Origin of the sequence: Streptococcus sp. A12 (assembly GCF_905372335.1) — a bacterium.
Lineage (GTDB): Bacteria > Bacillota > Bacilli > Lactobacillales > Streptococcaceae > Streptococcus.
On sequence record NZ_CAJPOU010000008.1, the window covers coordinates 24502 to 45698 of the forward strand.

General features: G+C 40.6%; 17 protein-coding genes. 16 read left to right on the forward strand and 1 reads right to left on the reverse strand.

Features of this window, described 5'->3' with window-relative positions; translation table 11 throughout:
* Positions 1-108 precede the first annotated feature (108 nt).
* The 10 genes from QZ158_RS02105 to QZ158_RS02150 all read left to right on the forward strand — a co-directional run bounded on the left by QZ158_RS02105 (position 109) and on the right by QZ158_RS02150 (position 11042).
* Complete coding sequence (locus QZ158_RS02105) at positions 109-2016, forward strand: DUF2207 domain-containing protein (protein ID WP_293874061.1); 1908 nt, start codon at positions 109-111, stop codon at positions 2014-2016.
* A gap of 160 nt (positions 2017-2176) precedes the next feature.
* A complete protein-coding gene (locus QZ158_RS02110) occupies positions 2177-3013 on the forward strand; it encodes an undecaprenyl-diphosphate phosphatase (RefSeq protein WP_293874064.1) in 837 nt (278 codons plus the stop codon).
* A 165-nt stretch (positions 3014-3178) separates the two neighbouring features.
* Positions 3179-3925, forward strand: a complete 747-nt coding sequence (gene mecA, locus QZ158_RS02115; RefSeq protein WP_061564740.1) for an adaptor protein MecA — start codon at positions 3179-3181, stop codon at positions 3923-3925.
* Complete coding sequence (locus QZ158_RS02120) at positions 3922-5079, forward strand: glycosyltransferase family 4 protein (RefSeq protein ID WP_293874067.1); 1158 nt, start codon at positions 3922-3924, stop codon at positions 5077-5079. The genes mecA and QZ158_RS02120 overlap by 4 nt, the downstream gene beginning before the upstream one ends.
* Positions 5080-5165: 86 nt before the next feature.
* A complete protein-coding gene (gene sufC / locus QZ158_RS02125) occupies positions 5166-5936 on the forward strand; it encodes a Fe-S cluster assembly ATPase SufC (RefSeq protein ID WP_006594965.1) in 771 nt (256 codons plus the stop codon).
* 41 nt (positions 5937-5977) lie between these two features.
* Positions 5978-7240: a Fe-S cluster assembly protein SufD gene (gene sufD / locus QZ158_RS02130; protein WP_293874072.1), complete on the forward strand. Its 1263-nt coding sequence runs from the start codon at positions 5978-5980 to the stop codon at positions 7238-7240.
* A gap of 2 nt (positions 7241-7242) precedes the next feature.
* Positions 7243-8469 carry a cysteine desulfurase gene (locus QZ158_RS02135; protein WP_293874075.1) on the forward strand — a complete coding sequence of 409 codons (1227 nt, stop codon included), beginning with the start codon at positions 7243-7245 and terminating at the stop codon, positions 8467-8469.
* Positions 8456-8890, forward strand: a complete 435-nt coding sequence (sufU, locus tag QZ158_RS02140; protein ID WP_048714758.1) for a Fe-S cluster assembly sulfur transfer protein SufU — start codon at positions 8456-8458, stop codon at positions 8888-8890. Before QZ158_RS02135 ends, sufU begins: the two co-directional genes overlap by 14 nt.
* Before the next feature lie 145 nt (positions 8891-9035).
* A complete protein-coding gene (gene sufB, locus QZ158_RS02145; RefSeq protein WP_006594961.1) occupies positions 9036-10448 on the forward strand; it encodes a Fe-S cluster assembly protein SufB in 1413 nt (470 codons plus the stop codon).
* A gap of 21 nt (positions 10449-10469) precedes the next feature.
* On the forward strand, positions 10470-11042 hold the full coding sequence (locus QZ158_RS02150) for a hypothetical protein (protein ID WP_293874082.1): 573 nt from the start codon (positions 10470-10472) through the stop codon (positions 11040-11042).
* Between the two features lie 64 nt (positions 11043-11106).
* Here QZ158_RS02150 and pbp3 read toward each other — a convergent pair whose 3' ends face one another.
* A complete protein-coding gene (pbp3, locus tag QZ158_RS02155) occupies positions 11107-12351 on the reverse strand; it encodes a D-alanyl-D-alanine carboxypeptidase PBP3 (RefSeq protein ID WP_293874102.1) in 1245 nt (414 codons plus the stop codon).
* Between the two features lie 184 nt (positions 12352-12535).
* On the opposite strand from pbp3, the gene QZ158_RS02160 reads away from it, so the two are divergent.
* The 6 genes from QZ158_RS02160 (at position 12536) to QZ158_RS02185 (ending at position 21168) form a co-directional block, all read left to right on the forward strand.
* On the forward strand, positions 12536-14500 hold the full coding sequence (locus tag QZ158_RS02160) for a peptide ABC transporter substrate-binding protein (RefSeq protein WP_293874085.1): 1965 nt from the start codon (positions 12536-12538) through the stop codon (positions 14498-14500).
* Between the two features lie 180 nt (positions 14501-14680).
* Positions 14681-16666: a peptide ABC transporter substrate-binding protein gene (locus QZ158_RS02165; protein WP_293874088.1), complete on the forward strand. Its 1986-nt coding sequence runs from the start codon at positions 14681-14683 to the stop codon at positions 16664-16666.
* 64 nt (positions 16667-16730) lie between these two features.
* Positions 16731-18230: an ABC transporter permease gene (locus QZ158_RS02170; protein ID WP_293874091.1), complete on the forward strand. Its 1500-nt coding sequence runs from the start codon at positions 16731-16733 to the stop codon at positions 18228-18230.
* Positions 18230-19156 carry an oligopeptide ABC transporter permease OppC gene (oppC, locus tag QZ158_RS02175; RefSeq protein ID WP_293874094.1) on the forward strand — a complete coding sequence of 309 codons (927 nt, stop codon included), beginning with the start codon at positions 18230-18232 and terminating at the stop codon, positions 19154-19156. The genes QZ158_RS02170 and oppC overlap by 1 nt, the downstream gene beginning before the upstream one ends.
* A gap of 11 nt (positions 19157-19167) precedes the next feature.
* A complete protein-coding gene (locus tag QZ158_RS02180) occupies positions 19168-20235 on the forward strand; it encodes an ABC transporter ATP-binding protein (protein ID WP_048788750.1) in 1068 nt (355 codons plus the stop codon).
* A gap of 9 nt (positions 20236-20244) precedes the next feature.
* Positions 20245-21168, forward strand: coding sequence for an ATP-binding cassette domain-containing protein (locus QZ158_RS02185; RefSeq protein ID WP_293874099.1), 924 nt, complete (start codon positions 20245-20247; stop codon positions 21166-21168).
* Positions 21169-21197 lie beyond the last annotated feature (29 nt).

The following is a 21197-nucleotide window of genomic DNA, read 5'->3' on the forward strand; positions in this document are numbered from 1 at the left end:
TCCTTTATAAATAGTATCATCTTATTGTACAGGAAATTGGTCTACTTTTCAAACCTGATAGCCTTTTCATGAAAAAATGCTATAATAAACCAAAGGAGTATAGGGGAAATGAAAAAAATTCTGTATGTTCTATTGGCAGTGATGGCCTGTCTATTTGTAACAGGTCTTGTAAAGGCGGATGGTCCTTCCTATGAGGTTCAGTCTTATCGGGGGACTCTTACCTTGGAAACTTGGGATGATGCTACCTATGAGGAAGAATTGGTCTATCATTTTACAACTTCCTATAATGGTCAATATGTCACCTTGGGAAGTGCGGGTAAAATGCCTCAAGGTTTTGAAATAGTAATTCCTCCTTTGGTGGAAGTGGAAGGTAGAACTTTGTCGCAAGAACCAGAAGTTCATAATTTAGGCGATGGTTATCAGGTAAAGATTTATAACGGCGGAAGTGCAGGGGATACTGTCAAGATAAAGGTTACCTGGCGCTTAAAAAACCTGCTCTATGTTCACCAAGATATCCTATTATTGAACTGGAAACCAATTAGTGATGGGGATCAAGAGGTCAAAAAAGTAGAGTTACAGATTATCCCGAAATTTGCCACGCCTGCCTCGAAATCGGAACTGAATATCCATACGGCTTATATGGGGGCTGAGGCAACTGTTCAGAAAGAAGAAGCAAACTATAAGGCTACTCTAGAGAATCTGAAACGAAAAGAAGGTGTTGAGATTTATGCTTACTGGCGGAAATCGGATATAGCTTCCTTTGGGGAATCAGATAGAGATACAGGCTTAATGGAGGAGTTCAACTATCATCGGACAGAAGCAGGAATTGTTCAAAAAAGGACCTGGATTCGTCTATTTATGAAGGTCCTACTCCCAATCCTTATTCTGTTCTTCCTTCTTCTCGCTATTTATTGTCGTTATCGATTCGTGCAATCTGTTACTTCTACCAGAGTTTTCCCGAAAAATAGCCGCTTGTATGAGATACCAAATGACGTTGCGCCTCTACTAATGGCCTCGATTGTATACTCTACAGAGCTAGATGAGATTTCTCCAACCAAAAAACATGCTCGGGGCGCCTTTAAATTTGATCAGTTGGTGCAAGCAACCTTACTTGATTTGATTGATCGAAAAAATATCATCTGTGAGCAATACGACACTCATACAGTTTTAACGATTCAAAATGAAGATACATTGGATGAATTTGAGCGCGAGTTTCTTAGACTTGCTTTCGGTTCTCAAAAATATTGTAGAACAGATGACTTGTTTTCAGATTACGAAATTTCGGATTCTCTCTATAAATATGCCTCTGAGAAAGAGCAAGATGCCATTCGCAAGAGAGGAAAACAAGCGCAAGATCGGATTGATGTAGCGATTTCTCGTGTCGCTCAGGCAGTTCAACAAAGGATCCAAACCTTTGCCCTTTCTCCTTACTACCGTCCTTTAGAGGTAGGGGAGGAACGTGCAGGCCGTATGTGTCTCTTCTTTGGATGGGCTGCGTGGAGCATTGCTTTGGTAACCGGTCTAATTGCTTATTTCATCTTGAATTGGTTCTCTATCTTTTGTGTGATCTATGTGTTGGTAATGTGGATTCTTCCGGCATCCTTCCAAGGGAAGTTCACACTCTATCGACGGGATGGAGTCCCAACGGATCTCGGTGCAGAACAGCGCTATTACTGGGATAGCTTCCGTAATATGTTGCGGGATATCGCTCATTTGGAAGAAGCAGAAGTTCAATCGCTGGTTTTATGGAATCGCTTGTTAGTCTATGCCACTCTATTTGGTTTTGCAGATCAAGTAAGTAAAGTGATGAAACTTCGTCAAATCCACTTGGATAACCCAAGTATGGATGCCTATGTCTACACTCCATTTCGTAGTAATCTGATCCATTCCAGCCATCTCTTATCTACTTATGGAACGACCGCGACAACTGCTAGTCATTTTACAGTGTCTTCAAGCGGTAGTTCTGGTGGTGGCTTCTCTGGTGGCGGTGGTGGCGGTGGTTTCGGTGCTTTTTAGAGTCGCACAAGTGCTAGCTAGCCACAGTTGTAGTTACAATTTTAGAGAAGTGAGGTAGGATTTACCTCACTTTTTTTAGTCTATGCATCCTTGCAAGCACATCTGGTTCTATGGCTAGAAATGTGTTATAATATAGCAAATGTAAGTTTAGGAGAAGAAGATGTTTATCATTGAAGTGATAAAAGCGATTCTTTTTGGAATCGTTGAAGGAGTCACCGAGTGGCTTCCAATCTCAAGTACAGGTCATTTGATTTTGATCCAAGACTTTATCCAGTTTAAAGATCAAAACCCTGCCTTTATGGAGATGTTTAATGTCGTTATTCAGCTTGGTGCTATTATGGCCGTCGTCGTGATTTACTTCGACAAGCTTTATCCATTTAAGCCTGGAAAATCGAAAAAAGAGGTGAGACGGACTTGGCAATTGTGGGCCAAGGTTGCTGTGGCGACCCTGCCTTTGCTCTTTGTCTTTAAATTAGATGATTGGTTTGAAGCTCATTTTCATAACTCTTTTTCTGTAGCCATCATGCTGATCACCTATGGGTGGGCCTTTATTTACCTTGAAAAACGAGAACAAGTAGAACCAGAAGTGATGGAATTACACAAGTTGCCTTATAAGACTGCTCTCTATATTGGTTTGTTCCAAGTCTTGTCACTTTTCCCAGGGACCAGTCGGTCAGGTGCAACGATTGTAGGTGGTTTGGTCAATGGAGTTAGCCGCTCAGTTGTGACAGAATTTACCTTCTATCTGGGGATTCCTGCTATGTTTGGAGCTAGCCTATTAAAGGTCGCTAAGTTTGTCTTGGGAGGAAATGCTTTAAGCTTCAGCCAAGGAACGATCCTTTTGGTGGCTATGGCAGTTGCCTTCGGAGTCAGTATGGTAGCGATTCGCTTCTTGACAGATTATGTTAAAACTCATGACTTCACAGTTTTTGGAAAATATCGGATTGTTTTGGGAGCGATTTTGCTGGTCTATGCAGTAATCAAAATCTTTATCTAATCATGAGATAGGAGTGCTTCTTCTTTCTCTTCAAATGGCTATGTTTGAGGGGGGAGGAAGTGCTCTTTTGTTTAAGGTTTTTTCATATCTGAAGTGGGGGGTCATGTTTTGAAAAAAATGTCCCTTTTTAGTATAATAGAAAGACTAACAGTATGAGGTGCAGTCATGAAGATGAAGCAAATCAGTGATTCAACCATTAAAATCACGATTCAATTAGAGGATTTAGAAGAACGAGGCATGGAAATGGCCGATTTTTTGGTGCCTCAAGAAAAAACAGAAGAATTTTTCTATACCATCTTGGATGAATTGGAAATGCCAGAAAGTTTCTTAGACAGTGGCATGTTGAGTTTCCGAGTGACTCCTAAGCCGGATAAGCTCGATGTGTTTGTGACCAAATCAAAAATTGACCAGCATCTAAATTTTGAAGATTTTTCCGACTTGCCTGATATGGAAGAATTGTCGCAAATGTCTCCGGACGAATTTATCAAGACCTTGGAAAAGACCATCTCTGAAAAGAGTAAGGGAGACGGCGATGCTATTCGTCATTTAGAAGCTGAGGAATTGGCTGATGAAAATCAGCTTTCAGAAGAAGATACGCCGAATCATCCAGTAGATACACGGTATATTTATTATATCCTCCAGTTCTCTCAGTTAGAAGAAGTGATTCGGTTTACAAAGACAGTTCATTATGCGGTCGAGACTTCGGAACTTTATAAAATGGACGGGATTTACTATTTAACCGTCTTGATTGATTTGGAAGGGTGCCCGCAAGATTATCCAGGTTGGCTCTTGGCAACCATGCGTGAATATGCAGAAGACACAGATACTACTAGAGCTGTCCTCCAGGAACATGGTCATCTCTTGCTCGTCTCAGATGCTATTCACGAACTACAAAAGGTTAATTTGGTATGATTACTTTTCCATTACAATTTATCCTGGTCCTGATTACAACTTTTTTGATCAGTTTGATTCTAACTCCCTTTGTGAGGTTACTGGCCTTTAAAATAGATGCTGTAGACTATCCAAATTCGCGTCGGATCAATAAAAAACCCATGCCCAGCGCTGGTGGTTTAGCCATTCTTCTTGCTTTTACTATTGCAACCGTGGTATTGCTACCGATGATTACCAAAGGCTATGTAGCCAAGACATCTTATCTGACCTATACTTTACCAGTTGTTGTTGGAGGATGGATCATTGGTCTGACTGGTTTAATCGATGATATAAAAGAATTATCACCGCGGTTAAAGATGCTGGGGATTTTCCTAGGGGCCAGTGTGATCTGGTTCTTTACAGATTTTCGCTTAAATGATTTCAAAATCCCTTTTGGAGGGCCGTTTCTTCATTTTGACCCCTGGTTGTCCTATATTTTAACAGTCATTTGGATCATTTCGATTACCAATGCAGTCAATTTGATTGATGGGTTGGATGGCCTGGTCAGCGGGGTTTCGATTATTTCCTTGGTGACGATGGGGATTGTTTCTCATTTCTTTCTCCCAGTGCCCAATCTCTTTCTGACTATGACGATTTTTGTCTTAGTCATGGCCATTGCTGGTTTCTTCCCCTTTAATTATCATCCAGCGATTCTTTATTTAGGGGATACAGGAGCCCTCTTCATTGGATTTATGATCGCTGTTTTGTCCTTGCAAGGTCTTAAGAATGCGACGGCTGTTGCAGTTGTTACGCCGATGATTATCTTGGGAGTTCCCATTACGGATACCTTTTTAGCGATTGTTCGTCGGACTCTCTCTGGTCAGAAGTTCTATGCCCCAGATCGGAATCACTTGCACCATCGCCTACTTTCTTTGGGCTTAACGCATCGTGGAACTGTCTTGGTTATCTATGGAATTTCGATGATTTTTGCTATGATTTCTCTTCTATTGAATATTTCGACTCGTATTGGTGGCGTTCTGCTTGTCATCGGTTTGGTATTAGGAGTTGAATTATTAGCAGAATTGATTGGAGTCCTAGGTCCGAACCATAGTCCTCTCCTCAATTGCTTACGCTATATAGGAAATTCTGCCTATCGAGAGGAAGTTCGACAAAATAGAAAAAATAAGACTAAATAAGAACGATTCTAAACACCAGAAAAGCCTTTTAGGCTTTTTTTTGTTATACTAGATAAGACAAAACTCTATAGCAGAAAGGAATACAAATGTCAGTATTAGAGATTAAAGATCTTCATGTAGAAATTGAAGGCAAGGAAATTTTAAAAGGCGTGAACTTGACCCTTAAAACAGGGGAAATTGCAGCCATCATGGGACCTAACGGGACAGGGAAATCAACCCTGTCTGCAGCCATCATGGGGAATCCAAACTATGAAGTGACCAAGGGTGAAATTCTATTTGATGGAGTGAATATCCTTGAATTGGAAGTGGATGAACGTGCTCGCATGGGCCTTTTCTTGGCTATGCAATACCCATCAGAAATTCCAGGAATTACCAATGCTGAATTCCTTCGTGCAGCCATGAATGCAGGCAAAGAAGAGGATGAAAAAATTTCTGTTCGTGATTTCATCACAAAATTGGACCAGAAAATGGAACTCCTCAATATGAAGGAAGAGATGGCAGAACGCTATTTGAACGAAGGTTTCTCAGGTGGTGAGAAGAAACGCAATGAAATTCTGCAATTGTTGATGTTGGAACCGAAGTTTGCTCTACTTGATGAGATTGACTCTGGTTTGGATATCGATGCCCTTAAAGTGGTTTCAAAAGGGGTCAATGAAATGCGTGGCGAAGATTTTGGTGCCATGATCATTACCCACTACCAACGTCTTTTAAACTACATTACTCCTGATGTGGTTCACGTGATGATGGAAGGTCGTGTCGTCCTTTCAGGTGGTCCTGAACTTGCTGTGCGTTTGGAGCGTGAAGGATACGCGAAATTAGCAGAAGAGTTAGGTTACGACTACAAAGAAGAACTCTAATCTTGTGTTCGAAACTGAACAGGATCTTTGAGGAGGAGTAAATGACCAAAGAAAATATCAAACTTTTTTCAGAAATGCATGCAGAGCCTCAATGGTTGCAGGATTTGCGCCAGAGGGCTTTTGATAAAATTGATGACTTAGAACTACCTGTGATTGAACGCGTGAAATTTCATCGTTGGAATCTTGGGGATGGAACAATCACAGAAAGTGAGCCCCTTACTGCTGTGCCAGACTTCACGGCAATTGACAATCAATTAAAATTGGTTCAGCATGGAACTCACACAGTATTTGAACAGATTCCAGTTGACTTGGCCAACCAGGGAGTCATCTTTACAGACTTCCACTCAGCCCTGGAAGTAATTCCAGAGGTCGTAGAGGAATTTTTCATGTCATCCGTTAAATATGATGATGACAAGTTGGCAGCCTACCACACATCTTATTTCAATAGTGGAGCTGTTCTCTATATTCCAGATCATGTAGAAATCGCGGAGCCAATCGAGGGTGTTTTCTACCAGGATAGTGATAGCGATGTGCCATTTAACAAGCACATCTTGATTATCGCTGGTAAGAACAGTAAGATTAGTTACCTTGAACGTCTTGAGTCACGTGGAGAAGGTAGTGCTAAGGCAACTGCTAATATCACAGTAGAAGTCATTGCCCGTTCGGGTGCGCAAGTGAAGTTTGCTGCGATTGATCGTCTTGGTGAGAATGTCACTGCCTACATTAGCCGCCGTGGGAAACTAGGCAAGGATGCTAGCATTGACTGGGCAATTGGTGTCATGAACGAAGGAAATGTCGTTGCTGATTTTGATAGTGACTTGATAGGAAACGGCAGCCATGCAGACCTGAAGGTCGTAGCCCTATCTAGTGGTCGTCAGGTACAAGGGATTGATACCCGTGTAACCAACTATGGTTGCAATTCGGTAGGGAACATTCTCCAACATGGTGTCATTCTTGAAAAGGCAACCTTGACCTTCAACGGGATTGGTCACATTATCAAGGGAGCAAAAGGGGCAGATGCCCAACAAGAAAGCCGTGTGTTAATGCTTTCTGACCAAGCTCGTTCCGATGCTAACCCAATTCTTTTGATCGATGAAAATGATGTGACTGCAGGTCACGCGGCTTCTATCGGTCAGGTAGATCCAGAAGACATGTACTACCTCATGAGCCGTGGCTTGGATCAGGCAACTGCAGAACGCCTAGTGGTTCGTGGTTTCCTTGGATCAGTGATCGTGGAGATTCCAGTCCAAGAAGTTCGTGAAGAAATGATCCAAACCATTGAAGATAAATTATTGAAGAGATAAACATGATAGATGTCGATAAGATTCGGAAAGATTTCCCGATTTTAGATCAAATAGTGAATGATGAGCCACTTGTCTATTTAGATAATGCAGCGACGACACAAAAACCAAAAGCTGTCTTAGAGGCGGTGAATCGCTATTACCAAGAGGATAACGCCAATGTTCACCGTGGGGTTCATACCTTGGCGGAACGGGCAACCGCATCCTATGAAGCAGCAAGAGAAACGGTCCGTCGTTTTATAAACGCTTCCTCGACCAAAGAGGTCTTGTTTACGAGAGGGACTACGACAGGCTTGAACTGGATTGGTCGGTTTGCAGAAGAAATCCTCGAAGAGGGGGATGAGGTCCTCATCTCCATTATGGAACACCATTCCAACATCCTTCCTTGGCAGGAAGCTTGTCGGAAGACAGGGGCGAAGTTGGTCTATGCCTACTTGAAAGACGGTGGTCTGGATCTAGAGGATTTCCGAGAAAAATTGACAGATCGAACCAAATTTGTTTCCATTACCCATGCTTCTAACGTTCTCGGGGTGATCAATCCTATCCAGGAACTCGCTCAATTGGCCCATGAAAAAGGTGCTATTATGATAGTGGATGGGGCTCAATCAGTCCCCCATATGAAAATTGATGTTCAAAAACTAGATGGAGACTTCTTTGTCTTTTCCGGGCATAAAATGGCTGGACCGACAGGAATTGGAGTCTTGTATGGAAAAGAGCACTATCTCAACCAAATGTCACCTGTTGAATTTGGTGGGGAAATGATTGACTTTGTCTATGAACAATCCGCAACCTGGAAGGAACTCCCTTGGAAATTCGAAGCTGGGACTCCAAATATGGCTGGTGCTATTGGTTTAGCTGCGGCGATTGATTATTTAGAGGCTATTGGAATGGATGCTATTGAGCATCACGAGCAAGAGTTAATTGCCTACGTCTTTCCCAAACTTCAAGCAATTGAAGGCTTGAAAATCTATGGCTCCCAAGATTTAGCGAAACGCTCTGGGGTGATTTCCTTCAACTTAGGGGATCTGCATCCTCATGATCTTGCGACTGCCCTGGATTATGAAGGAGTTGCCGTTCGGGCAGGCCACCATTGTGCTCAACCTTTGATCCAGTATTTGGAGGTTCCAGCTACTGCTCGAGCTAGCTTTTATCTCTACAATACAAAGGAAGACTGTGATAAGCTTGTAGAAGCGCTGATAAAAACAAAGGAGTTTTTCAATGGCACTTTCTAAATTAGATAGCCTCTATATGGCTGTAGTAGCTGACCATTCAAAAAATCCCCACCACCATGGAAAGATTGAAGGGGTTGAACAAATCAACTTAAACAATCCAACCTGTGGCGATGTGATTAGTTTGTCTGTTCAGTTTGATGATGAAGGAGTAATCAAGGACATTGCCTTTGTCAACTCAGGCTGTACGATTTCGACGGCTTCTGCTAGTATGATGACGGACGTTGTCCTAGGAAAATCCAAGGAAGAAGTGCTAGAGTTGGCGACTATTTTTTCAGAAATGGTCCAAGGCAAAGAAGATGCCCGTCAAGACCAGTTGGGAGATGCAGCCTTTTTAGCTGGAGTTGCTAAATTTCCACAACGGATCAAGTGCTCGACCCTGGCTTGGAATGCTCTCAAAAAAGCAATCGATGCTCAAGCCTAATGATGAATAAAAGTGATTAAGATTTAAGTCTGTTCTTTAACCAAGCTTCTGGTGAGAAATGCTATCAACATTCGGGTGCTTATGGTCCAGACTAGAGAAAGTAATCACATGGAAAGAGCGATAAAAAGAAAATGAAAGGAAAGATATGACAGAAGAAAGAGTAGAACCAAAACCAATTGATCTTGGTGAATATAAATTTGGCTTTCACGATGATGTAGACCCAATCTTGTCAACAGGAAAAGGGTTGAATGAATCGGTTATTCGCGAGTTGTCTGCTGCGAAAAATGAGCCAGAATGGATGCTGGAGTTCCGTTTGAAGTCTTATGAAGCATTTAAAAAAATGCCGATGCAAACTTGGGGAGCGGACTTGTCAGATATTGATTTTGATGATTTGATTTATTATCAAAAACCATCTGATAAACCTGCACGTAGCTGGGATGAAGTGCCTGAAAAAATTAAGGAAACATTTGAACGGATTGGTATTCCAGAAGCAGAGCGTGCTTACCTAGCCGGAGCAGCTGCTCAGTATGAGTCTGAAGTAGTTTACCATAACATGAAGGAAGAATTCCAAAAGCTCGGAATCATTTTTACCGATACAGATTCGGCTTTGAAGGAATACCCAGACTTGTTTAAGCAATACTTTGCTAAGTTGGTACCTCCAACGGATAATAAGTTGGCAGCCCTCAACTCAGCTGTTTGGTCAGGTGGAACCTTTATCTATGTGCCGAAGGGTGTTAAGGTCGATGTTCCTTTGCAGACTTACTTCCGGATTAATAATGAAAATACAGGTCAGTTTGAGCGGACTTTGATTATTGTTGACGAAGGCGCTAGCGTCCACTATGTAGAAGGATGTACAGCACCGACTTATTCAAGCAATAGCCTGCACGCAGCTATTGTCGAAATTTTTGCCTTGGATGGCGCTTATATGCGTTATACGACCATCCAAAACTGGTCCGACAATGTCTATAACTTGGTAACCAAACGGGCCAAAGCGACCAAAGATGCGACAGTTGAATGGATCGATGGAAACCTCGGGGCTAAAACGACCATGAAATACCCGTCTGTTTATCTGGATGGAGAAGGCGCGCGTGGGACTATGCTTTCTATCGCCTTTGCAAATGCGGGGCAACACCAAGATACAGGTGCTAAAATGATCCATAATGCTCCACATACCAGCTCTTCAATCGTCTCAAAATCCATCGCGAAAGGTGGAGGAAAGGTTGACTACCGTGGACAAGTGACCTTCAATAAAGATTCAGCGAAATCTGTCAGTCACATTGAGTGTGATACCATTATCATGGATGACTTATCTGCGTCAGATACCATTCCATTTAATGAAATCCATAACTCGCAAGTTGCTTTGGAGCACGAAGCTAAGGTTTCTAAGATTTCTGAAGAGCAACTCTATTACCTCATGAGCCGTGGTTTATCAGAATCAGAAGCGACTGAAATGATCGTCATGGGATTTGTAGAGCCTTTCACTAAAGAACTTCCAATGGAATATGCAGTTGAGCTCAACCGCTTGATTAGCTATGAAATGGAAGGATCTGTCGGTTAAGGGGATAAAAGGAGAAGCAAAATGGGATTCTTAAAAAAAATATTTGGTAATGTTGAAAAAGCGAATAAGGGCGAAATTCCTGTTGAGGAAATTGTTCCACCCTTTACAATTGATCTAGCAGAAGAAGCAGATGATTATTGGAGACAGATGGAACAAAATCTCTTGATCAATGCTGTGAAGGCTGTTGGCGGTCCTGATAAAGCGGATCGTGCCTTTATGCTAGTGAATTTTAAGCCGGGTCAAGAAACATTTGATTTGTATTATCAAATCGATGGGAAATTAATTTCTTGGCAAGAATTGGATCCAGAACTTGTAGAAAAAATCCGCCTTCAACTCTTGCCTCAAGCACCAGCAGTAGCCCATGCAGTCAATGAAAATTACGAAGCTGCCAATGTTCCTGTGATTAGTTATGCCATGCTTCAATTAGAAACGGCGACCATGGCTTGGTTTGGTCGGAAGCTAACAACAGCTACACCTGAAGCTAGCTTATCTTTTGGAGAATTGGTAGCAGGTTGGCGTGCGTTGATTGAACAAGAAATCCCGACTCATCCAATAGACAGCGATACTGCTTTTCCTTATTTCGAAGTTCGATAGAAGTTCTGTTGACGGAATTGAATAAACAAAAAAAGAGGGTGACCTCTTTTTTGTTTATGAGCATTTATAGTTTTTCGTTGACGTAACGAACAAATTGATTCCACCACACCTTTAAGAAGAAACTTTTTTGGATATTTTCTCCGCTTACCATTTCCATACTAGGGGCTTTACCTTCGATATACCCTCGACCGATGGGTTCTGGATCAGTGTAGGTAAGGGTTCCGAGAGAAGTACCTTTCTTTATAGGAGCGCTAAATGAAGATTGGCTACTTTTAAAGGTGATTTTAGCTTCTGCTTGGCTTCCTTGTCGTTCAATCACAATGAAGTCATCCTTAGCGACAGCGGTGGAACTTGTTTTTTTACCATCAAGGACTGTTGATTTACTGTTGTTGTAAGCTTTGCCTTTGCTGACAATGAGGTTTGGAACGAAGTTTTGGCTCACATAATTCATCAGGTTGGCTGTTGCAACAAATCGTGCGTAAGGGTCGCCATCGATTGCCTCAACACCAATGACAACGGTAATCATTCGAATCCCATTTTGATTCGTAGAGGCAACAAATGAGATCCCTCCTTTTTCGGAATTTCCAGTTTTTAGACCATCTACTCCTGCTCGATAGTTGGGCATGTTTTCCAACATATAGTTACTGCTCTCCAATTGAATTCCAGCAAAGTCTGCATGGGGAAGTGAGGTGATTTTTGTAACTTCAGGATAGTCTTCTAGGAGATGTTTTGCAATAACTGCAACATCATAAGCACTCAGCTTGTTTTCTGTATTTTTCTTTTTGTTTTCCTCATCCTCATCCCCATCCCCATCAATGATAGATTGGTTCAAACCACTAGCATTCACAATCGTCGCATCTGTAATTCCCCAATCTTTGAGCTTTTCTTTCATGAGGAGGACGAATTTTTCTTCGCTACCAGCTACTTTTTCAGCTAAGGCGATGGCGGCACTATTGGCGTTTGATACGAGGAGAGCAGTGAGCAAGTCCTTAACCTTGTATTTACGGGCTTCCATGGGGACATTGCTGATTCCTTCAACAGCGGTCAGTTGGTAGGCTTTGTCCGAAATATCTACGTCATCATTTAAAGAGATTTTTCCTTGCTGAATGGCTTTGTAAACGAGATAAGTAGTTAAGAGATTGCTGATTCCACCAACTTCTTTTTTTTCATTGCTATTTTTTTCGTAGAGTATTTTACCTGTTGTTCCATCGATTGCAATAGCATGCTGAGCTCCGAGGTCTAGGTCCTCCGCTCTTACAGGAGAAGTACTGAGAAGGGTAAGAATTATGCAAAGAAGTAAAGTGATTATTTTTTTCACGTTTGAATCCTCGATTGTTTTTTGTCTCTACTATTGTATCATAAAAGAAGGCAACTGCTTTAATCCTATTTTCACCTTCACTTAATTTAAAACTCTATAAGTAAATTGTAAAGATAGTTGGTAAAATGGAAGAAATAGTGTATAATGGTAGAAAACCTAACATAAGGAGATAGTGATGAAAGTAAATAAACGGTTTGTACTGGCCGGTGTTTCTCTAGCCAGCGCTCTTCTATTAACAGCATGCGGTGGTGGAAGCAGCAATCAATCTACTTATTCTTATATTTATTCAACGGATCCAAATACTTTGGACTACATTGTATCGACTCGTACAACGACGTCTGATATTACAAGTAATCTTGTTGATGGTTTGTTAGAAAATGATAAATATGGAAATTTAATCCCAAGTTTGGCAGAAGAATGGACAGTTTCAGAAGATGGCTTGGTCTATACCTATAAACTTCGAAAAGATGCTAAATGGTACACCAGTGAAGGGGAAGAGTATGGTGCTGTAACAGCTCACGATTTTGTGACAGGAATCAAACATGCTGTGGAATCAAAATCTGAAGGTCTCTTCTTAATCCAAAACTCCATTAAAGGCTTGGATGCCTATGCCAAGGGTGAAACAACAGACTTTCAGACAGTTGGCGTGAAAGCCCTAGATGATTACACCGTTCAATATACCTTGGAACGTCCAGAAAGCTTTTGGAATTCTAAGACGACATCAGGCGTCCTTTTCCCAGTTAACGCAACTTTCTTAAAATCGCAAGGAAAAGACTTTGGTTCCCTGAAACCAAGTAGTATTCTCTATAACGGTCCCTATTATTTGAAGAATTTAACTTCAAAATCTCAAATTGAACTTGTAAAAAATAAAGAATACTATGATGAAAAGAATGTTCATATTGATAATGTGAAGTTGACTTACAATGACGGATCAGATCCAGAATCAGTCATCAAGAAATTTGAGAATGGACAATATTCATTTGCGACAGTAATGCCAAATAGCTCCACTTATAAGAGTGTGAAAAAGAAATTTGGTGATAATATTGTTTATGGTGTTCAATATGGTACATCTTATTACCTAGGCTTCAACATCGATCGTCAGAAGTATAACCATACAGCCAAAACGACAGATGCTCAAAAATCGTCTACAAAACAAGCGATTTTAAACAAGGATTTCCGTCAAGCCGTCAACTTTGCCTTTGACCGTGAAGCCTATGCAGCTCAAACATCTGGTGCGGATGCGGCGACCAAGATTCTTCGAAACACCTTGGTTCCACCGACTTTTGTTCAAGTAAATGGTGAAGAGTTCGGTAAGGTTGTTGAGAAACAATTGGTGAGCTATGGGGATGAGTGGAAAGACGTAAATCTAGATGATGCCCAAACCACTCTCTACAATCAAGAAAAAGCTAAGGCTGAATTTGCAAAAGCAAAAGAACAACTGCAAAAAGAAGGGGTACAATTCCCAATTCATTTGGATTACGTTGTTAGTCAGACAGATAACAGTCAGGTACAACAAGCTAGCTCCTTTAAGCAATCCGTAGAAGCTGTTCTTGGTGCAGACAATGTTGTCGTAGATATTCAGAAATTATCTGATGATGACTTTAACAATATTACCTACTTTACAGACACTGCTGCTGAGAAAGATTATGACCTTGCAGGCGGAGGATGGGTTCCAGACTACCAAGATCCATCTACTTATTTAGAGAGTTTAAGTCCTGTTAACGGTTCGGTTTTCTACTATCTAGGTGTGGATGCAGGTTCAAAAAGCCCTGCTATTACAGCAGTTGACTTTGGGAAGTATGCAGAGCTCTTAAAAGATGCCAATGCAGAAGTGAGTGACCAAGCTGTACGTTATGAGAAATACGCAGCCGCTCAAGCATGGCTAACCGATAGTTCGTTGATCTTGCCAACTGTTTCAAATGGTGGAACTCCAATGCTGCAACGGACTGTCCCATATAGTCGTGCTGCTTCATGGGTTGGAACAAAAGGTACAGGAACCAACTATAAATATCTTGAACTTTCAGAAGAAGTCATCAAGACAAAAGATTACGATGCAAGTAAAGAAAAATGGTTGAAAGAAAAGGCCGAATCCAATAAAAAAGCCCAAGAAGAATTAAAGAACCACATCGAATCTAAATAGCTGGGATAGTAAGAACGTATAAGTTTATGTAGGGTAAGGAGCCACTAAAAAGGATTGATTTTTTAGACAGTCCTCCGCTTAGTGGCTCCTTTCGCTTGCCAAATATTCAGAAAATTTAGTTTACTTTTTGTCTCACTTATGCTATAATTCTATCTAAATTCAATAAAATGGAGACTCAAAATGAAAAAAAGTAAAGTTTTTGCATTTGCCGGAGTAACATTGCTCGCAGCAACTTTCCTTGCAGCATGTTCTGGCTCAAAAGATAGCAAGTATGCATCAAAAAAAGATACAACATATGGCTATGTTTATAACGATGATCCAACAACTTTGGATTACACTGTATCTTCAAAAGCTTCCGTACACGATATTACAACAAACGGTGTAGATGGTTTGTTGGAGAACGACAAGTACGGAAACCTTGTACCATCTATTGCTGAAGATTGGTCTGTTTCAAAAGACGGTTTGACCTATACTTACAAAATCCGTAAGGGTGTTAAATGGTATGATGCTGATGGTGAAGAGCATGGTGAAGTAACAGCTCATGACTTTGTTACTGGATTGAAGCATGCGGCGGATAAAAAATCAGAATCTCTTCCATTGGTAAAAGACTCAATCAAAGGATTGAAAGACTACTCAGAAGGAAAAATTTCAGATTTCTCTGAGGTTGGAGTCAAAGCAGTGGATGACTATACTCTTGAGTATACTTTGAACCAACCAGAAACTTTCTGGAATTCAAAAACAACTAATGGTGTTCTTTTCCCAATTAGTACAGATTTCTTGAAGAGCAAGGGTGATGAATTTGGTCAACCAGGTAATGTTAAATCAATCTTGTTCAATGGTCCATTCCTTTTGAAATCAATCACTTCTAAATCAGAAATCACTTTTGAAAAGAATGAAGAGTATTGGGATAAAGACAACGTTCATATCGACAAGATCAAATTCTCTTATTATGATGGATCAGACCAAGATTCATTGGCGCGTGGCTTTACTGATGGATCATATACAGTTGCTCGTCTCTTCCCAGCAAGCTCAAACTTTGCGTCAGTTGAAGAGAAATACAAAGACAATATCTACAACACACAACCTAGTGCTGGTGTAGCAGTCTTTGGTTTCAATATTGACCGTCAAGCATACAACCATACTTCTAAGACGTCAGATGACCAGAAATCTTCTACTAAGAAAGCGATCTTAAACAAGAATTTCCGTCAAGCGATCACCTTTGCCTTGAACCGTGAGAATTATTCAGCACAAGTCAATGGTAAAGACTATGCTAAGGCTGCTATTCGGAATATGTACACTGCACCTGCCTTTGTTCAAGTAAACGGTAAAGACTTTGGTGATGTAGTAGCAGACAAGTTGCAAACATATGGAGATCAATGGAGCGGTGTGAATCTTGCGGACGGTCAAAACGCCCTCTATAGCAAGGAAAAAGCAAAAGCTCAATTTGAAAAAGCAAAAGCTGAACTCCAAAAAGAAGGTGTTCAATTCCCAATCCACTTGGATGTTCCAGTTGCACAAAACTCAACAAACTTTGTGTCACGGATGCAATCCTTCAAACAATCAGTTGAAGAAACACTTGGCACAGAAAACGTTGTTGTGGACCTTCAAATGATGGACCAAGATGAAGTCTTGAACATTACATTGAACGTACCATCAGCTGCAGAAACTGACTGGGATCTTCAAGGGCTTGTAGGATGGAATCCAGACTACGATGACCCATCTACTTACCTTGATACCTTGCAACCATCTTCACCAGACCAAACTAAGACTTACCTTGGATTTGCTGGTGGTGTCGACAATGCTTCTGCTAAAGCAGTTGGTTTAGATGAATATGCGAAGTTGCTTGATGATGCAGAAAAAGAAACTCAAGACGTAGTAACACGTTACGACAAATTTGCAGCAGCACAAGCTTGGTTAACAGATAGCGCATTAGTGATTCCAACTATGACTAGCGCTGGAGCAGCTACAGTTGTTTCAAAAGTAGTTCCATTCTCTGGACCTTCATCACAAACAGGTAACAAAGGATCAACTTATTTCAAATATGTTGAAGTTCAAGATGAGCCTGTCACTAAAAAACAATATGATCAAGAACGTGAAAAATGGTTGAAAGAAAAAGCTGATTCAAATAAGAAAGCTCAGCAAGAACTAGAAAAACACGTTAAATAATCACCTTCATCAGAACTTTCTCTAATAGGGGAGAAAGTTCTTTTGAACATTAAAGGAACGGAATATGAAAAAATATATATTTATGCGTATTTTACGTTCGTTAGTGTCGATCTTTTTGGTTACGACATTGACGTATACAATTATTTATACGCTAACCCCAAGAAATTTAATTTTCAAAAACGACCCTAACTATAATAAGATTGCAAAGACTAAGGATTCTAAAATCAATTATGAAAACACAGTCTATGATCGTATGGGGTATATAGAATATCTTGATTCAAAAGCTTTGAAAGAAAAAGCAAGCAAGGAAGACTCATCAGTAACTGTAGAGCCTACTAAAGAAAACGAAAAGATCTACAAAAAGTACATTTCTAATCTTGGAAATGGCTGGGTATTGAAACGTTTCCCTGAAAACAAAGGCTTTTACGCAACTCGTGAAGTCCCTGTCTTTGAACGTGTTATTGGATTCTATGGCAACCTGATTCAGATTGATCATCCAAATGTCATCAAAGATGCTTCCAATCCAAAACTTGAACGCTATATTCGCATTGAAAATGATCCAGCTATTGGTTGGTCAGTAGTTGGTTCGGGGACTAAACATAAATATCTTTTGTATTTCAATGGTCAATTCCCGTTCATTCATCAAAATTTTGTATCGTTAAACTTGGGTGAATCTTATCCAACTTATTCCAATACGCCAGTTCTTCAGGTTATTACACAAGGACAAGGTACTACCAAGAAGAGTGAAGTAAACTTCCCAACAGGGAAAAAAGAATCTTCTATCAATATCTACTCACGTACTTACAAATCACCAAGCAAGGCAGATGCTCAAGATATTGCCCGCTTTGGTAAAGGAGATGCCTATACAGCAACTTTGAGCAACTATGAAAATCCATCCATGATTGTGAGCTCTTCTATTATCGGCTTGATCGGGATTGCAATTGCTTACTTGATTGCGATTCCATTGGGATCTTACATGGCCTTGTTGAAGAACACATGGTTTGATAGTGCCTCGACAGCTGTCTTGACATTGATGATGGCTCTTCCAACGATTGCCTTGGTTTACATTGTTCGCTTGGTAGGTTCAACAATCGGTCTTCCAGACTCCTTCCCAGTCTTAGGAGCTCAGGACTGGAGATCGTATGTTCTTCCTTCTGTCATTTTGGGACTGTTGACCGCTCCAGGTTTGGCTGTTTGGATTCGTCGTTATATGATTGACTTGCACTCACAAGACTTTGTCCGTTTTGCACGTGCTAAAGGACTTTCTGAAAAAGAAATTTCACGCAAACATATCTTCAAGAATGCCATGGTTCCAATCGTTACAGGTATTCCTGTTCAATTGGTCTTGGTTATCTCAGGAGCTACCTTGACAGAAACCGTCTTTGCCTTCCCTGGTATGGGTAAAATGTTGATTGATTCCATCAAGGCATCGAACAATACCATGGTGGTTGGTCTTGTCTTCATCTTTACTGTTCTTGCTGTATTTGGAGCAATGGCCGGTGACATTCTCATGGTTATGGTAGACCCTCGTATCAAATTGACAACTAAGAAAGGAGGCAAATAATGTCTACAATCGATAGAAAGAAATTCCAATTTGTTGAACGTGACGACTTTGCCTCTGAAACAATTGATGCGCCGTCGTACTCCTACTGGAAATCGGTATTTCGCCAATTTTTCAAAAAGAAATCAACCATTTTCATGTTAGCAGTCTTGGTGGGAATTCTCTTGATGAGTTTTGTTTATCCAATGTTTTCAAACTTTGATTACAATGATGTAAGTAAAGTTAATGATTTCACTGCTCGTTTGAATCCTCCAAGTGCCAAAGCTTTCTTTGGTACAGATAACAATGGTAAATCGTTGTTTGATGGAGTTTGGTTTGGTGCCCGTAATTCGATTATCATCTCTTTTATTGCTACCTTGATCAACGTTGTGATCGGTGTAGTGATTGGTGGGATTTGGGGTGTGTCAAAATCAATCGATCGTTTCATGATGGAAGTTTATAACGTTATTTCAAACGTTCCATTCATGTTGATTGTTATTGTCTTGACTTACTCAATCGGTGCTGGTTTCTGGAACTTGATTTTGGCGATGACGGTAACAGGATGGATTGGAATTGCTTATTCTATCCGTGTCCAAATTATGCGTTACCGTGATTTAGAGTACAACTTGGCCAGCCGTACTTTGGGGACTCCAACTCTAAAAATCGTGACAAAAAATATTTTGCCGCAATTGGTATCTGTTATTGTGACAACAACAACTCAATTGTTGCCAGCCTTTATTTCAACTGAAGCCTTCCTTTCCTTCTTTGGATTGGGATTGCCAATTACAGTTCCAAGTTTAGGTCGTCTGATTTCAGACTACTCACAAAACGTGACAACCAATGCGTATCTTTTCTGGATTCCATTGACAGTCTTAGTCTTGGTATCCTTGTCATTCTATATCGTTGGACAAAACCTTGCAGATGCCAGCGATCCACGTACACATAGATAGGAGGAGTAGGTATGACAAATGATAAAAATGTAATCTTATCTGCTCGCGATATCGTAGTAGAATTTGATGTTCGGGATCGTGTCTTAACAGCCATTCGCAATGTGTCCTTAGACCTTGTTGAAGGTGAAGTCATGGCACTTGTTGGTGAATCAGGTTCTGGTAAATCTGTTCTCACAAAAACCTTCACAGGAATGTTAGAAGACAACGGCCGAATTGCCAATGGTAACATTAATTATCGTGGGCAAGAATTAACAGAACTCAAGTCAAACAAAGACTGGGAAGATATCCGCGGTGCAAAAATTGCAACCATCTTCCAAGATCCAATGACTAGTTTAGACCCGATTAATACAATCGGATCACAAATTACGGAAGTTATTATTAAACACCAAGGCAAGAGTGCCAAAGAAGCCAGAGAAATGGCCATTGATTATATGGAAAAGGTTGGAATCCCAGAAGCGGAACGTCGCTTTGACGAATATCCTTTCCAATATTCAGGCGGGATGCGCCAACGGATCGTTATTGCTATTGCGCTGGCTTGTCGTCCTGATATCTTGATCTGTGACGAGCCTACAACGGCCCTTGACGTAACCATCCAAGCCCAGATCATTGACTTGTTGAAATCATTGCAAAAAGAATATAACTTTACAACAATCTTTATTACCCACGACTTAGGTGTGGTTGCAAGTATTGCAGATAAGGTTGCCGTAATGTATGCTGGTGAAATTGTAGAATTTGGTAAAGTAGAAGAAATCTTCTACGATCCAAGACATCCTTATACATGGAGTCTCCTTTCAAGTTTGCCACAATTGTCTACCTCTAAAGGTGATTTATATTCTATCCCAGGAACTCCTCCATCATTGTATTCACCAGTAAAAGGGGATGCCTTTGCTTTGCGTTCAGACTATGCAATGCAAATTGATTTTGAGGAACATCCACCAGTCTTCAATGTTTCAGATACACATTGGGCTAAAACATGGCTCTTACATGAAGATGCACCAAAAGTCAATAAACCAGAAATTATTGATAATCTTCATGAAAAGATTAGTGCGAAAATGGGATTCACTACAATCAAGGACTAGGAGAAGGAAATGACAGAAAAATTAATAGAAGTTAAAAATCTAGAAATTTCCTTCGGTGAAGGAAGTAAAAAATTTGTAGCTGTAAAGAATGCAAATTTCTTCATCAACAAAGGAGAAACATTTTCTCTTGTTGGTGAGTCTGGTAGTGGGAAGACGACAATTGGTCGTGCAATCATTGGTTTGAATGACACTAGTGCAGGTGAAATCCTGTATGATGGCAAAAAAATCAATGGTAAGCAATCGCGTAAGGATGAAAATGAATTAATCCGAAAAATTCAAATGATCTTCCAAGACCCGGCAGCAAGTTTGAATGAGCGTGCAACAGTCGACTACATTATTTCAGAAGGTTTGTACAATTATCACCTATTCGACAATGAAGAAGACCGAGTACGTAAAGTAAAAGAGATTATGCATGAAGTAGGGCTTCTAGCAGAGCATTTGACTCGTTATCCCCATGAATTCTCTGGTGGACAACGCCAGCGGATTGGGATCGCTCGTGCCTTGGTAATGGAACCAGAATTTGTTATCGCAGACGAGCCTATTTCAGCCCTTGACGTATCCGTACGTGCGCAAGTTTTAAATCTCCTTAAGAAATTCCAAAAAGAGTTGGGCTTGACCTATCTCTTTATCGCACACGATCTTTCAGTCGTTCGATTTATCTCTGATCGTATTGCGGTTATTTACAAAGGAGTTATTGTAGAAGTAGCTGAGACGGAAGAATTGTTTAATAATCCAATTCATCCCTACACACAATCTCTACTATCAGCTGTACCGATTCCAGACCCAATTCTAGAACGCAAAAAAGTTCTGAAAGTTTATGATCCAGATCAGCATGATTATTCAACCGACAAACCAGAAATGGTTGAAATCAAACCTGGACATTACGTTTGGGCAAATAAAGCTGAACAGAAAAAATATAAAGAACTTGTATAATCATAAGAAAACGAGAAGAATACGCTTCT